Annotated in this window: 15 protein-coding genes and 3 pseudogenes; 9 read left to right on the forward strand and 9 right to left on the reverse strand. The window is 57.6% G+C overall.

The window, feature by feature from the left end:
- Nucleotides 1-132 precede the first annotated feature (132 nt).
- Entirely contained in the window at nt 133-1,014 is an 882-nt protein-coding gene (locus tag ACZYSM_RS05425) for a LysR family transcriptional regulator (protein ID WP_489069630.1), read from the reverse strand.
- A gap of 103 nt (nt 1,015-1,117) precedes the next feature.
- Between ACZYSM_RS05425 and ACZYSM_RS05430 the strand changes: the two genes are divergently transcribed.
- Both ACZYSM_RS05430 and ACZYSM_RS05435 read left to right on the forward strand, forming a co-directional pair.
- The gene (locus ACZYSM_RS05430; protein WP_489069632.1) at nt 1,118-1,261 is read left to right on the forward strand and encodes a hypothetical protein; all 144 of its coding nucleotides are present in this window, start codon (nt 1,118-1,120) and stop codon (nt 1,259-1,261) included.
- Nucleotides 1,258-2,796 (forward strand): MFS transporter, encoded by a 1,539-nt coding sequence (locus tag ACZYSM_RS05435; protein WP_489069634.1) that lies wholly within the window; start codon nt 1,258-1,260, stop codon nt 2,794-2,796. The genes ACZYSM_RS05430 and ACZYSM_RS05435 overlap by 4 nt, the downstream gene beginning before the upstream one ends.
- Nucleotides 2,797-2,961: 165 nt before the next feature.
- Here ACZYSM_RS05435 and ACZYSM_RS05440 read toward each other — a convergent pair whose 3' ends face one another.
- Nucleotides 2,962-3,372, reverse strand: a complete 411-nt coding sequence (locus ACZYSM_RS05440) for a MerR family transcriptional regulator (protein WP_489069636.1) — start codon at nt 3,370-3,372, stop codon at nt 2,962-2,964.
- A 77-nt stretch (nt 3,373-3,449) separates the two neighbouring features.
- On the opposite strand from ACZYSM_RS05440, the gene ACZYSM_RS05445 reads away from it, so the two are divergent.
- Nucleotides 3,450-4,673, forward strand: a complete 1,224-nt coding sequence (locus ACZYSM_RS05445) for an NADH:flavin oxidoreductase/NADH oxidase family protein (RefSeq protein WP_489069638.1) — start codon at nt 3,450-3,452, stop codon at nt 4,671-4,673.
- A gap of 138 nt (nt 4,674-4,811) precedes the next feature.
- On the opposite strand, the gene ACZYSM_RS05450 is transcribed toward ACZYSM_RS05445, so the two are convergent.
- Nucleotides 4,812-6,458, reverse strand: coding sequence for a phospholipase D-like domain-containing protein (locus tag ACZYSM_RS05450; protein ID WP_489069640.1), 1,647 nt, complete (start codon nt 6,456-6,458; stop codon nt 4,812-4,814).
- Between the two features lie 319 nt (nt 6,459-6,777).
- Here ACZYSM_RS05450 and ACZYSM_RS05455 point away from each other — a divergent pair, with 319 nt between their 5' ends.
- Both ACZYSM_RS05455 and ACZYSM_RS05460 read left to right on the forward strand, forming a co-directional pair.
- The gene (locus ACZYSM_RS05455) at nt 6,778-7,056 is read left to right on the forward strand and encodes a DUF2790 domain-containing protein (RefSeq protein WP_489069642.1); all 279 of its coding nucleotides are present in this window, start codon (nt 6,778-6,780) and stop codon (nt 7,054-7,056) included.
- 88 nt (nt 7,057-7,144) lie between these two features.
- Nucleotides 7,145-7,381 (forward strand): annotated as a pseudogene (locus ACZYSM_RS05460) (hypothetical protein); the annotation flags it as partial.
- Here ACZYSM_RS05460 and ACZYSM_RS05465 read toward each other — a convergent pair.
- Both ACZYSM_RS05465 and ACZYSM_RS05470 read right to left on the reverse strand, forming a co-directional pair.
- The gene (locus ACZYSM_RS05465) at nt 7,378-7,650 is read right to left on the reverse strand and encodes a DUF1652 domain-containing protein (protein ID WP_489069644.1); all 273 of its coding nucleotides are present in this window, start codon (nt 7,648-7,650) and stop codon (nt 7,378-7,380) included. The pseudogene ACZYSM_RS05460 and the gene ACZYSM_RS05465 overlap by 4 nt on opposite strands.
- Before the next feature lie 140 nt (nt 7,651-7,790).
- On the reverse strand, nt 7,791-8,018 hold the full coding sequence (locus tag ACZYSM_RS05470) for a hypothetical protein (protein WP_489069646.1): 228 nt from the start codon (nt 8,016-8,018) through the stop codon (nt 7,791-7,793).
- A gap of 193 nt (nt 8,019-8,211) precedes the next feature.
- Between ACZYSM_RS05470 and eco the strand changes: the two genes are divergently transcribed.
- Both eco and ACZYSM_RS05480 read left to right on the forward strand, forming a co-directional pair.
- Complete coding sequence (gene eco, locus ACZYSM_RS05475; RefSeq protein ID WP_489069648.1) at nt 8,212-8,691, forward strand: serine protease inhibitor ecotin; 480 nt, start codon at nt 8,212-8,214, stop codon at nt 8,689-8,691.
- A gap of 30 nt (nt 8,692-8,721) precedes the next feature.
- Nucleotides 8,722-9,027 carry an NIPSNAP family protein gene (locus ACZYSM_RS05480; RefSeq protein ID WP_489069651.1) on the forward strand — a complete coding sequence of 102 codons (306 nt, stop codon included), beginning with the start codon at nt 8,722-8,724 and terminating at the stop codon, nt 9,025-9,027.
- A gap of 43 nt (nt 9,028-9,070) precedes the next feature.
- Here ACZYSM_RS05480 and ilvA read toward each other — a convergent pair.
- Nucleotides 9,071-10,039, reverse strand: a pseudogene (ilvA, locus tag ACZYSM_RS05485) (threonine ammonia-lyase, biosynthetic); the annotation flags it as partial.
- Nucleotides 10,040-10,331: 292 nt separating this feature from the next.
- Between ilvA and ACZYSM_RS05490 the strand changes: the two are divergent.
- Nucleotides 10,332-10,667 (forward strand): DUF2834 domain-containing protein, encoded by a 336-nt coding sequence (locus ACZYSM_RS05490; protein WP_489069653.1) that lies wholly within the window; start codon nt 10,332-10,334, stop codon nt 10,665-10,667.
- Nucleotides 10,668-10,874: 207 nt separating this feature from the next.
- Here ACZYSM_RS05490 and ACZYSM_RS05495 read toward each other — a convergent pair whose 3' ends face one another.
- The gene (locus tag ACZYSM_RS05495; RefSeq protein ID WP_489069655.1) at nt 10,875-11,255 is read right to left on the reverse strand and encodes a hypothetical protein; all 381 of its coding nucleotides are present in this window, start codon (nt 11,253-11,255) and stop codon (nt 10,875-10,877) included.
- 162 nt (nt 11,256-11,417) lie between these two features.
- Nucleotides 11,418-12,317 (reverse strand): lipid A hydroxylase LpxO, encoded by a 900-nt coding sequence (gene lpxO / locus ACZYSM_RS05500; RefSeq protein ID WP_489069657.1) that lies wholly within the window; start codon nt 12,315-12,317, stop codon nt 11,418-11,420.
- A gap of 930 nt (nt 12,318-13,247) precedes the next feature.
- On the opposite strand from lpxO, the gene ACZYSM_RS05505 reads away from it, so the two are divergent.
- Nucleotides 13,248-13,685 (forward strand): YciI family protein, encoded by a 438-nt coding sequence (locus tag ACZYSM_RS05505; protein ID WP_489069660.1) that lies wholly within the window; start codon nt 13,248-13,250, stop codon nt 13,683-13,685.
- A gap of 125 nt (nt 13,686-13,810) precedes the next feature.
- Here the strand turns inward: ACZYSM_RS05505 and ACZYSM_RS05510 are convergent.
- Nucleotides 13,811-14,116: pseudogene (locus ACZYSM_RS05510) on the reverse strand (carbohydrate-binding protein); the annotation flags it as partial.
- Nucleotides 14,117-14,165: the final 49 nt, after the last annotated feature.

Genomic DNA, 14,165 nt, shown 5'->3' on the forward strand with positions numbered 1-14,165 from the left:
CGTTACGAAAGGCACACAGGATGAGCGCTACCGTTGGCTACAGGCCGCGGGTAGTTGGGCCACAAATGAGGGCGCGGGATGGTTCAGAAAGGGGCAGAGCCCGCCCTATTCGATCCCCCAAAAGATCACACCTCATTTTTCTGTCGGAAACTGGCCTTTAACCTGCTCGATATAACGCGCCACGGCCGGGGCCTTTTCGAAACGGCGATGGATCAGTGACAACCAGGAGCACGCCTCGCTGCCCTTGATCGGCCGGTACACCACGTTTGGCAAACTGACGTGTCCGACCACCGACTCGGGCACCACTGCCACGCCCTGCCCCAACGACACCAACGCGATCACCGCTACCAGCCCGCCCGGCTGCGGCCCCAACTGCGGCGCGTAACCGCCTTGCGCTGCGACCTGCAAGGTGCCGCTGATTTGCTCGGGGAGGATAAACGTCTGGTTCTGCAGATGTTCCGGGGTAATGTCCTGCAAACGGCACAACCAGGATTCGGCGGTCAGTGCCAGAACGAATCCTTCAGCATTCAGACGAATCGCTTCCAGCCCCTCGGGCAATGTCATGGGCGAGCGGATATAGCCGATGTCGAAACGGCCCTCCGCGACCAGTCCCGGCAACGCCTCCATCGGGCTTTCCCGCACACTCAGGCTGACATCCGGGTATTCACGGCTGAAACCCTGTACCTGTTTTTGCAACAAACCTGAGTACACCGCCGACGCCACGTAACCCAATTCGATATGACCGATCTCACCGCGCCCGGCCCTTTGGGCATTGCGTTGGGCGAATTCGAACTGGCGCACTGTGGCCTCGGCCTCGATCACCAGGGCGGCACCGGCCTCGGTGAGGCTGACCTCGCGCTGCTGACGCAGGAACAGTCTCGTACCCAGCGCGTTTTCCATGTCCTGGATCTGCCGGGTCAAGGTCGGCGGTGCGATGCCCAATTGCTCGGCGGCGCGAGTGAAGTTGCGCTGCCGGGCAACAGCCAAAAAATAGCGGAAATGACGTATTTCCATGACGGCATTAGCTCAAAGGTAATGAAAGGTTCGTCCTCAGCTAATAACGCACCGAGGAACGCGGGATAAGCTGACTGAACCTCCACCGTAGAGAGTCCAAGCCATGCGCGTCAAATCCCCTATTCTGGTGCCTGATACCTGCTTAGACCTGAAAACGGTATTTTCCGCCAATAAACCGCAAAGCATTGCCCGCAAGGCAATTCTCAATCTGGAAGCCTTCGCAGTGCCAAGGCTGGTCAGGCCATGAGCCGGGTCAGCCCACGCCTTACGCTGCTGACTGCCTCTGGGGTCTGCTCGCTGATCGTGCTCGACACCAATATCGTCGCCGTCACCCTGCCGAGCATCGCCCGGGATCTGGGCGCGAACTTTGCCGATATCGAATGGGTAGTCAGCGCTTACATGCTGGCCTTCGCTGCGTTGTTGTTGCCCGCAGGAAGTATCGCTGATCGCTTTGGGCGCAAGAAAACCCTACTCTGCGGCCTGGGAGTTTTCATCCTCGCGTCCATCGGTTGCGGCGCGGCGCCCACTGCGCTGTTCCTCGACATCGCCCGCGCAGTCAAAGGCGTGGGCGCTGCATTGCTGCTGACCTCAGCGCTGGCTTCCATTGGCCACACCTTTCACGATGAGGTGGAACGGGCCAAAGCCTGGGCGTTCTGGGGCGCGTGTATGGGCGTGGCGATGACCGCCGCGCCAACCATCGGCGGGCTGATCACCGAGTACATCGGCTGGCGCTGGATTTTTTACCTCAACCTCCCGGTGGGTTTGCTGTTGATGGCCATGGTCTGGCGCGCCGTACCAGAGTCTCGGGACACACAGGCTGCACGTCTCGATCCGTGGGGCAGTCTGGCCTTCAGCGCGAGCCTGCTGTGCCTGATCTGGGGATTGATCGAAGCCAACCGGATCGGCTGGAGCAACCCGATGACCTACGCCCGACTGCTCGGTGGCGCGCTGTTGCTCGGTCTGTTTGTGGTCATCGAACGCCTGCAACAACGGCCCATGGTTGACCTGCAACTGTTCAGGCATCCGCGCTTTATCGGCGCATTGCTGGGGATGTTCGCCTATGCCGGTTGCGCGCAAGTGATGATGACGTTGCTGCCGTTTTACCTGCAGAACGGTCTGGGCTTCTCGGCGATCGCTTCCGGGCTGGGCATGCTGCCGTTCGCGCTGACAATGCTGATTTGCCCACGCATTGGCGCCCGCCTTGCGACCCGCTTCGCCCCGGCCACACTGATGGCCGCCGGTTTGACCCTGGTGGGTGGCGGCAACCTGCTCAGCGCCTGGGCGGTCAACAGCGGTGGTTACTTGAGCTTTGCCCTGGCGATTGCCGTGACCGGCGCCGGTGCCGGGCTGCTCAATGGTGATACGCAGAAGAACATCATGGCCTGCGTACCTCGGGATCGCGCCGGCATGGCTTCGGGCATGAGCACCACCATGCGTTTCAGCGCGATCATGCTGGCCATCGGCGTATTCGGAGCGCTGCTGACCAGTCATACCCAGCAGTTGCTGCAAGGCAGCCTGACGATTGAAGCGTCACAGTGGCTCGGGCAAGCGCAGAGCATCGCCTCGCGGGTGGTGGCCGGTGATATGCCGGCAGCGCTGAGCCAGTTGCCCGAGCCGGCACGTTTGCTCGTCGAGCCGCTGGCCCGCCAGGCCTTTGTCGGCGGCTTTAGCGTGGTGCTGTGGGTCGCGGGTTTGCTGGCGTTGTTGGGAGCGTTGGTGGTTGGCACGCTGATGCGTAATCCAATTCCACAGCCGCAGTCTTTTTCCTTGAACATGGAATAAACCGAAACGGGGATGGCGCGGGGGCAAGCCCCAATCTCTGTAGGAGCGAGCTTGCTCGCGATGGACTCAAGGGCAACGCGTTTATTCAGAAAACACGCGTTATCGTTAACCTCCATCGCGAGCAAGCTCGCTCCTACACATTAGGGCTTGGCCCCGCGCCACAAGTTACCGAGGGCCCTTGATTGATGCCAACACCCGCTCGGCATTTTCATCGCAGGGCATGCCGTCTGGCCGCACCTTGATGGTATCGATGATTCCCAACAGCTTTGCCTTGCTCTGGGCCAGGTGCAGTTGCATCTCTTCAATCTGCTCGACCTTGCTTTCCAGACTGGCGAGCATCTCATCCTGCTTCCAGTCGCCCTGTCCACCCGCCGGCAATAACTGTTTGAGCTCCTGCAGACTGAAACCGGCCTGCTGCGCGCATTGGATGATTTCCAGGGTTCGCAACACCTGGGGTGGGTATTCGCGGTAACCATTGGTTCGCCGGTGGACCTGATGGATCAGTCCCTGAGCCTCATAAAACCTGATGCGCGAAGCGGCGAACCCACTCAGCTGCGCCAATTCACCAATTTTCATAAAGGCCTCATTTGAACGCTTGACATTAAAGTTAACTTTAAGCTTAGCCTCTACTCTCCACTGATGAGGAGTCAAGCATGTCACCCTTCCAAGCGTTGAATTTGCCCAACGGTCAGACGATCGGCAATCGCATCGCCAAAGCAGCGATGGAGGAGAACCTTGCCGATACCGAGCAGGCGCCCTCCCCAGCCTTGATACGGCTGTATCAGGCGTGGGCCGACGGCGAGTCCGGCCTGCTGCTGACCGGCAATGTGATGATCGACCGTCGCGCCATGACTGGCCCAGGCGGAGTCGCTCTGGAAGATGAAACACACCTGGATAAATTCCGCCAATGGGCCAGCATCGGCCGCGCAAAAGGCGCTCAGTTCTGGGTGCAACTCAACCACCCTGGCCGGCAGACCATGGCCAATCTCGGGCAGGTAGCCTGGGCGCCGTCCGCCGTCGCCCTGGACATGGGCCAGTTTTCGAAAATGTTCGCCCAACCCAAACCGATGACCGAAGACGATATTGAAGAAGTGATCCAGCGTTTCGCCACCAGCGCCTGGCTCGCCGAGAAAGCCGGTTTTACCGGCGTCGAGATTCACGCCGCCCATGGCTACCTGATCAGTCAGTTTCTCTCGCCGCTGAGCAATCGTCGGACCGACCGGTGGGGTGGCTCGCTGGAAAACCGCGCACGTTTACTGGTGGCGGTGATCAACGCCGTTCGCCAACGGGTTTCGCCGGGGTTCTGTGTGGCGGTCAAACTCAACTCCGCTGATTTCCAGCGCGGAGGTTTCGATGCTGACGATGCCCGCCAGGTTATCGAGTTGCTCAACCCGCTGGCGGTGGATCTGCTTGAGTTGTCGGGCGGCAGTTATGAGGCACCCGCCATGCAAGGCGAAGCCCGTGACGGCCGCACACTGGCCCGCGAGGCCTACTTCATGGAGATGGCAAGCGAGTTGGCGACGGTAGCCAGGATGCCGGTGATGGTCACCGGCGGCATTAGCCGTTTACCGATTGTTCAGCAAGTGCTGGACAGCGGCATCGCCATGGCCGGGATTGCCACGGCCCTGGCGCTGGAACCGCAATTGCCGAAACAATGGCGCAACGGGCAACACAGTCATCCTCAATTGCAACCCGTGCGCTGGAAACGCAAACCCCTGGCCTCCCTCGCGACCATGGCGATGGTGCGCTTTCAGATGCACCGCCTGAGCCGCGGCCGCGCACCAAAACCGAAAGTTTCAGCACTGTTCGCGTTGATTTTCGACCAGCTATATATCGCCAAACGCACACGTCAGTACCGCGCGGCGATGGGCAAATGATTGTTTTGTTGGACCGTTAAACCGCGTGGACCCAAAAAAAAGATCGCAGCCTGCGGCAGCTCCTACGCCGATCCGGTCCGCCCGCACAATTGCGGGTGGACGCAAGACCTGTAGGAGCCGCCGCTAGGCTGCGATCTTTTAACGCCCGGAAAAACGCCCCCTCGAGAGCATCCGCAAATCGCCCTCAAGGTAATAATCATGACTCCAGCTGTCATCGACCGCCAACGGCTGGACCTGTTTGAGCACCAGTTGTTTCGCGAAGTACCGAAACCGGTAATGCTCGTAGAAGCGCAGCAGTTCCAGCCCATAGCGATCGGCCAGATCGGTATCGCCGCGCATGATCAAGAAGTTTTCGTCATTACCGTTACTGGCGGCCACGCTGAGGTTGTGGCTGCCACTGATGATCACCGGGGCGTCGCTGGTGAAGTCACTGATGATCGCTTTGGTGTGCACCAACAGGTTGCCCTTCTGTCCCTTCAAGCCTTCCTTGAGCCAGCCTTCGAGACCGGTGTTCAGCAGCGCCGTGGCGGCAAACTCTGCAGTGCGGTCGGCATGAAAACCGGTGATCCGGCTGGCGCTGTTCTGCAAACCGTAGCGCAGCACATCATCGTGGGGCTGGCCGAGCAAGGCATTGAGGATCTCGTCTGGCAGCGCGAACGCGGTGACGAACAACACGTCCTTCTTGGCAGCGTTGATGATATCGACAAACTCATGCAGGTCGCCCTCGCCAGAGCGCGGCGAAAACCCGGCGAACAACGCCTGTGCCGGATCCATCGGGTTGTTTTGCGTGAGCCATTGGCGGGTGGCACCGACATCCGTCGGTGCAGCCCAGATCTGCTCGAACACTTGCAGATAGCTGGCGGCCACACGAGCGTCGTCCAGCACATGCACCACGTTGGCCTGCCGATAGACCCCGTTGGGCGTGAAGTTGGTGCTGCCGCAGAGCACCGCTTCAGGCTTGTGTTCACCCGCTGGGTTGAGCTGGCTCAGCACGATGAATTTGTCATGAAAAATGTTATGGGTGACGCGCCCGCGTTTATTCGCTGCGGGGATTTTTTCCAGGCTCGCTTCATTCATCGTGGTGTCGCTATCACCCGGTTGCGCGTGATACAGCACCCGGACCTTCACCCCACGGGCGAACGCGGCGTTGACCGCATCGATGATCGACTGCAACTGGTATTCGTAGATGGCGATGTCCATCGCCCATTGGCCGTCCACGGCGCGCTCGATAAAGCCCAGGAGCTCTTCCAGCAAACCGTTTTCCAGCCATTGGCGCGGCGCCTCGGGCCAGGCTTCGATGGGCAGGTTCTTGTTGGCACTGAGCAGCGCATCAAGATCGGCAAACTTGCGCGAGAACGCCTGGCTGGCGGCCACAGCACGGTTGAAGATGACCCGCTGGCCCGGTGGTTGACCGTTGTCGGCGGTGACCGTCACTTCCAGTGCTTCGCCCAATTGCGGCGCGTCGGTGCTGCCATAGGCCAGATGCACGCGGTAGTGGATGGTTGCGCCTGGATTGACGGCGTAATCGGCCCAGCGAAACTTTTGCAGAGGCGCGATATCACTCGGTGTGGCGTGGTACTGAGGAAGCGTGTGGGCCTTGCCAGGGAAGGTCAGGCTATTGAACAGGAACAGCCAGGGTTTGTTGTCCTGCTGTTTCTCGATGGCAAAGCCCAGTAATCCTTTGCGCCTGGGCTCGGCGAGGTCCATCGCCAATAACACCCCATTGGTGCCGGCATAGGCTTTGACGCGGAAGTCATCCTGACCGTTGGTAGCGAGTACGCGCATGGTTCACTCCTGTGAATGGTTTGCCTCCACAGCATAGGTCCTGCGGACCATTCGCGGGCAACACCCAGACGCTCCCACGCGGGGTGCACACCCGCGCAAAACTCAGCCAGATCCTGTTCGCCCACTCACCGCCATGAGCTTTTTTGAGGCATCTGTCTGAGAACCAACAGACTGTTAGCTCCCTACTTAATAATCGGTTAATCCTGCGGGCCAAAAGTGAACAGTACCGCGTTAACGCAGACATTTCTGACGCTCTGCGCGGGTGTTCGACGTCGTTTTAACGCCGGATTGACGATTCAGAGTAACTCGGAGAACGCTCATGAACAGTCATACATTATTTATTGCAGGCGCCCTCGCCCTTTTTGCGTCTGCCGGTGTGGTACAGGCTGACAACTCCAGCACCTCCAGCACCGCAGTCGAAGCTGTGCCCTATCACTATGGAATGAAGTTGGATATTGCCAAGGTAGTTTCCATGACGGAGCAACAATCGACGGAGTGCAAAGTCATCACTGCGGACATGAAGTTCATCGATACGTCAGGCAAGCTCGAGGAAATCACTTACAGCAAGCTGTCGGATGCCTGTAACTATCAGAGCTAAGTGGTACCAACCTGTACAGCAAAGGCTTGTCCTGCGCTGTACAGGGATAACCATCAAGCGGTGTTCCTGACAGTTGTCAGGCAGATATGCTTTGGGCGTGATGTTTTATCTGGCTCGACAGGCACCACCTTCGAGTACACGCAGGGCCTTGAGCACCGGTTGGGTGGTGGGATGTTTCGGCTTGGCGGCGTCAGGTCTTGGCGAATGGCTCAACGGCCATGCGGGGCAGGGTATCTTGCTAGCGATAGTGGTCGAAATCGCGCCTGGTCTTGGGTTTATCAAGACCAGGCGCGTGTCTATCGAGTTCGCAGAAACAACGGGTTAATGCGGTTTCGCCCCTGAGCCGACGAGAGGTTGGCTACCTGGATGGTGTTCAAGGTCGTAGCGCAACTCTGCAATCAGATCGCCAATCTCGCGGCAACCATTGAGACGGTCCGCTTTTATGCCTGTGACTACCAATTCCACGCGGTCGGTTTCGTGGTCGCCATAGACCTTCACCGTCATCGATAAATCAGGGGATAAGGTGCATTGGCAACGCTTGGGCAGAAAACTGCTTTCAATGATATTTCGTAGTTCCAAGGCAGAAAGAAACATAACGACCTTCTCCTTTATGTGGGACTGCCAATCAATTTTAGTCAGTACATTACGTATTCGGAAGCCCCGTCTATTGAGTGGCTTCCTGCATTGCGCCACCGACCTTGGGGCGACCCTGGAGCGCAATGCCCACTCCTAGACTAGGCCGCTTTTCCGATCCCGGTAAGCTCTTTTTTCATCGATAATTTAAAGACCTTCATTTGGCCTCCGAGCGCTTGCAGTTTGGCCTTGCCAAGGTGTTTTTCAGCCTGAGCAAACATCTCGGCTTCCTCTTCTTCTATGGGATCCACCCGCCCTTCCTTGACCACCTTCACCCGCCCGGAAAACTCCGTAGTGCAAAGATCCGTGGCGTTCAGGTCCGACAGCACCCGCGAATCGACGACGGTGTTCTACCTTGGCTTCGTCATACATCACCGCCTGTTCCTTACCGTCTGTCACGTTGATTGGGCGTCCCCCCCGTTTGCATTGAACGACCAGGCACAGTAAGAATGCCCGGCAAAAGCAGGTGTTTGAATAGACTCAAATGCGTGTATTAACGCTACAAACCAGCAAGGAGGCGTCATGCGCTTATCCAGAATCACCGCAGCCGTTGTGCTGCTGTCCGGTCTGTCCACAGCGGCCTCTGCGGCCAAACTCGAAGACGTCGCGCCCTACCCCAAGGCTGAAACCGGATTCACCCGCCAGGTCATCCACCTTGCGCCGCACAAACAAGAAGTCAACTACAAGGTCGAGATCCTCGCTGGCAAAACCCTGAGCGTGGACTGCAACCGTCAGCACCTGGGCGGTAGCCTGGAAGAAAAAAACCTCGAAGGTTGGGGTTATCCGTTTTACCGGCTGGAAAAAGCCAGCGGCCCGATGAGCACGCTGATGGCCTGCCCGGGCGGCAAGAGCAAGCAAGACTTTGTCCCGGTGGTCGGTGATGGCTTTATGCTGCGTTATAACAGCAAGCTACCGATTGTGGTGTACGTGCCGCAGGATGTTGAGGTCCGCTACCGAATCTGGTCAGCCTCCAACAACATTGAGAAAGCCAGCCAGCAATAAGGCTGTTGCCCATAAAAAAGGAGCCACTGAGTGATTACCTGCCACGTCAAATATGTGATTGATCCTTACCAGCTTGCCGACTTTGAAGCCTATGCCAAGGCCTGGATCAAGGTTGTCGAGCGATTGGGTGGTACTCACCATGGGTACTTTCTGCCCTCTGAAGGCGCTAGCAACATCGCCTACTGCCTGTTCAGCTTTCCCTCCCTCGCGGACTACGAGAGCTATCGCCATATCGCCCTGACCGATCAGGAAAGTACGGCGCTGGTGGCCTCGGTAATGGAGAAGAAGTTCATTCTCAGCTACGAACGCACGTTCCTGCGCCCGCTGCTCTCATGATGACTCCCCAGCCACGCTAAATGCTTCATGTCGACGCGCCGCTCAGTGCTGCGCGCTCGGCAACATGACGCAGGCTGTCGAAATTGATATTGGCCCCCGAGTCGATCGCCACCAAGGTCTGGCCGCGTACGCCGGTTTGCGCTACGTACTTCTTGATCCCCGCCACGGCCAAGGCTCCGGAAGGCTCGGTGATTGAACGGGTGTCGTCGTAGATATCCTTGATCGCCCCACAGAGCTCGTCATTGCTGACGGTGAGCACCTCATCCACATGCAGTCGACAGATCTCGAAGCCATAGGCACCGATTTGTGCGACTGCTACGCCATCGGCGAAGGTCCCGACGTGGGGCAACACGACCCGCTCTCCGGCTTGCAAGGCGGCCTGCAAGCAATTGGAGTGTTCTGATTCGACGCCGATGATCTTGATCTGCGGCCGCAGGTATTTGACGTAGGCCGCGATGCCAGCGATCAGACCACCACCGCCCACCGGAACGAAGATCGCATCCAGCGGCCCCGGGTGTTGGCGCAAAATCTCCATGGCCACCGTCCCTTGGCCCGCGATCACGTCGGGGTCGTCGAAGGGTGAGACGAAGGTGCAACCCATTTCCTCCGCCAGGCGCAATGCATGGGCCAAGGCGAACGGAAAGCTTTCTCCGTGCAACAGCGCTTGGGCGCCGCGCGTGCGAACGCCGAGGATTTTCAGTTCAGGAGTAGAGCACGGCATCACGATAGTCGCCTTGATCCCCAACTCCCGAGCCGCCAGCGCCACGCCTTGTGCGTGATTGCCTGCCGAGGCGGTGATGACTCCCAAGGCCTTTTGCGCATCGCTTAGCTGCACCAGTTTGTTGTAGGCACCGCGGATCTTGAAAGAAAAGGTCGGCTGCAAATCTTCGCGCTTGAGCAGGATCTGGTTGCCCAGCGATTCGGACAGCGCCGGGGCCGGTTGCAAAGGCGTACGCACCGCCAGGTCGTAGACCGGTGCGGCGAGGATCTTTTTCACATAGTGCTCAAGCAGAGACTGCTCGGCGGGACGGGGCTGGCGGGTGCTCATGGGCGTCTCCTGGTGTTATTCGAAGCCCCGGAGACAGAAAGAGAAAACCCGCCTCTAGGGCGGGTTGGGTACAGCCGTCAGCTAACCCGCCAAATAAGGAATGGCGGTAATAATGCTTGGCTGGGAACGCAATACGGTTGAAGTCATGGCTCGAAATTAGCCGGGCGCTGATGGCAAGTCAATGGCCAATTCGGTTGAGCGTCTGGGAGGATCCTGTCATCTTCGAATCCTGCTCATCTACCCAAGGAAGGAAAACATGAAGTCTGTCGCACTCCCTTTGATCGCCCTTATCACCTTCGCCGGCTACACCGTGTCGGTCATGCTGCAGGCCGAACAGTCACTGATCGACTTTGGCATCAGCCTGATGTCCCGCCCCGATACTGCGCAAGTGGTTATCGATCTCTATCTGCTGGCCATACTGGCGTGTGTCTGGATGTACAAGGATGCGCGCCGTCGCGGTCAGTCGGCGCTTTCGGTGCTTCCTTATCTGCTGATCACTGCGATTTTCGTTTCCGTCGGACCGTTGCTGTACCTGGTGGTGCGTGGTTTGCGTGACGCGAAAGGCCGTGCGACTTCTGCTCAAAAGGCCTGACAAAGCGTTCAAGTTCGCCCGCGGACATTGGTGGCGAGGGGGTTGCCCGCGCCCTTCTCGCTCTGGAACTGTTAGCTTTGAGCCGCCAAGGCCGGCACTGCACCCGTCACAAGAACGCTGGCACAGAATGTTGCCAAGAGCGTTTTACGCAGCATGCACAATTCTTTTTTCGAAAAAATGACCGGCAATGACTGACGCCATTACCGTTCAACGGTTGCTGTCGTTCGAATCTCTGGGAGGCGTGTTGGGCTGGATGTTCGGTTTGACCGAGCCCGGCATAGAACCACTGCGTGGATAGCCGTTGCCGATGCCGCCGTTTTCCAGGGTCGGTGGACGCTGCACTGGCACGGAGTTCAGCGAACGAACTGCCGGGGCGCTGGGCTGAGTGCCTTGCATGCTATTGGGATTGGCTCGGCGGATCGGGCTGTTGTAAGGATTGTTGTCGCTGCTGCCCGGCAGGTTCTGGGCAAGGAGTATCGGTTGTGGCGAGGCATTATGAAACGCGGATGCTTCAGGTCGAGCCTGGGCCAGGCTGCTCAGCAAGCCACTCAATGCCAGCGCGGTGAAGCTAAGCACAAGCCTGTTCATTGGGCACCTCTTTACTTATGTGTACAGAGATATCTCCTTCGATAACACGCTACGCGCAGGGTTCGAATTTGTTAACAAAATAGTCTTGCGGAACATGTAACACGAGTTATCCGGGCCGCTTTTCTACCAAAAACCTGCGCCAGAACCCGGCGTCCCCTCCCTTTAGATCAATACAAAAATCGCCAATAACCCGGCGAAAATCGCCCATTTTTCCAGGTAGTAACGCGTACGGTTGCGCTTTTTCAGTTCTTTACCGCGCAGGCGGATTTTGTATAGCTTGGTAAAGGCACTGTTCAAACCGCCGGTCTTGTCGCCGGCATCGTTCGGCGAGCCGGCGGTTGACATCACTGTGTGACTGAACCAGTTGTTGAAGGCAGCAGCCCAGCGATACTTCATCGGGCGCTCCACATCGCAGAACAAAATAATACGATTCTGTTGTGTGGTGTTCTCGGCGTAGTGAATGTATGTCTCGTCGAACATCACCGCTTCACCGTCGCGCCAATGATAGCGCTCACCGTCGACCTCGATATAGCAGCCCGGATCGTTGGGTGTTTCCAGGCCCAGGTGATAGCGATAGGAACCTGCATATGGGTCGCGGTGGCGTACCAGCTTCGAGCCTGGTGGCAACTCGGCAAACATGGCGGCTTTGATCGAGCCGATACCTTGCAGCAGTTCGGTGGTGCGTGGGCAAAGCTTCATCGCCGAAGGATGGCTGTCGCCGTACCACTTCAGGTAGAAGCGCTTCCAACCCGTTTTGAAGAAGGAATTGAAACCCACGTCGTTGTATTGCTCCGAACGCTTGATCTCCCCGGCTCTTAGCAGGTTCAGGACTTCGGTACGGATTTCCTCCCAGTGCGTTTGCAAAGGGCTCAAGTCAGGAAAGTCGGCAGGATCGAGGTAAGGAACATTGGGTTTCTTCGAGAACAGGTAAAGAAAACAATTCACCGGAGCCAGAAACGTCGAGTGATCACTCAACTGACGACCTAATGTGTGGCGCACACGACCACGCAGATGCACGTACGCGATGGATAAAATGTAAATAGCAGCAATGATGAGTTTCACGGAAGTGGTCACATGTCAGAAAAAAACATACTGCGTCCCTTACAAGCCGGATGGGCCCAAGGACAGATGCGCAGCGTCTGATAATCGAAACAGCAAGTCCTGGCGGCGCATCCCTGAGCTCAATGCCGGTGATTTGCATTTGGCCGCCAGATGGCATTTTAGCCTCTGTCTGTAACCAAAAGTTAGCCACATTTGTGAAAATGTATCCGACAGTTGTGCCAAAAGGCCATTATGGTGATCTATCGCAATCAGTAAGAAGCATTCATCGATGTAGGCAGCCGGTATTCGGCGGCTTCATCGCAAGCGCGCTGACACAGGATCTGGCGGCTCATAATCGGCGTGCCTGTAGAAGCATCCCTCTGCACCCATGAACTTAACGTCGCTATCAGCCCCCGCCAAAGGCCGTACGCGCTCTATTTGCCCAGACTTCTCAGAGCAGGGCCAACCTGGATGCAGCCGACAAGCCCCGTCAAAAACAGGGCCTGCTTGTTCGCGTTAGTACATCAAGCACTTAAGCCTTGGTATTGATGATCGCTCCGGTTATCTGCCCGTTTCCATTCACAACTGGCGACGGCGCTGAAACAGATGTCTGATCCGTTGGTGTCTTGGGGCTGACCTGGGACTGAGCAGGCTTTTCCATTTTGGCGACAAACCTTTCACGCCCCCATCACCTTCAGCGCCATAAACTTCACTCATCCACTTCAAGCATTCCCTTAGCCCGCCCGCATGCGGGCTTTTTTTTTGTCCGGTGTTCCGTCCGGTGCAACCGTCGTGTTCGTGTCAGGCGGGTTTTCACCAGAGACGGGAGTCTTTTTCAGTGTTTCCCCAGGATCGTTTGGGGGAACGGCAATAAAAAATGAAGGGCTGTCGATTTGGGGCACGGTCGTTCGACTAGGAAGTGAGTCACTCAAATCCAGCGGAGATAAGACGATGCGATTCATGATCATAGTGAAGGCCAGTCAGGATTCCGAGGCCGGCGTGATGCCCACCAAAGAATTGTTGACCGCAATGGGCAACTACAACGAAGAACTGGTCAAGGCCGGCATCCTCATCGGCGGCGAAGGCCTGCACCCCAGCAGCAAAGGCACCCGCGTGCGCTTCTCGGGCGAGAAGCGCACGGTGATCGACGGCCCGTTCGCCGAAACCAAGGAACTGATCGCCGGCTACTGGCTGTGGCAGGTGAAGTCGAAGCAGGAAGCCATCGACTGGGTCAAACGCTGCCCCAACCCGATGCCAGGCACAGACGCCGAGATCGAGATTCGTCAGGTGTTCGAGGCGGAGGATTTCGGCGCCGAGTTCACGCCGCAGCTGCGTGAGCAGGAAGAGCGTGTGTGGGCGCAGGCGAAAGAGCAGGCGAAGAAATGCTAGAACGGCTAATGGGTGTCCCTTTTTTCGCCTCTTTCGCTGACCGGTTGAGCCCGCCGTCCCCTTTGCGCCATGCCTGGCGCACCCAAAGAAAAGCCCGGTATTTCTACCGGGCTTTGTATACCGCTTTATGCTCGCCGCTTGATTGCGACCTTCGCCCAGAGGGTAAAGGCGACCGGAGGTGTCCAGCCCGAGTTCGAGGTGTGCTCTTGAAGACAGAGGTATCTATTGCCTTCGTAAGTCACCCCATCCTCTTTTTGATAATGGTAATTCAGGCTCCACTCAGGGTATTGCGAATCCGTTACACCTCCAGCGGTTTTAACGCTAAGGCTTTTGCCTGGAAGTGACTCCTTGCCTAAGGAGTCCGTTGCAGTGACAAAGTAGTTGTACTGAGTATCGGGAGGCAGCCCCGAGTCTTTCAGCGTTAAAGCCGCTGAATGACGCCGAATCGCTTACCTTGGACCTCATCAGTGAAAAATTGAT

The sequence above is a fragment of the Pseudomonas sp. F220 genome (assembly GCF_057813935.1).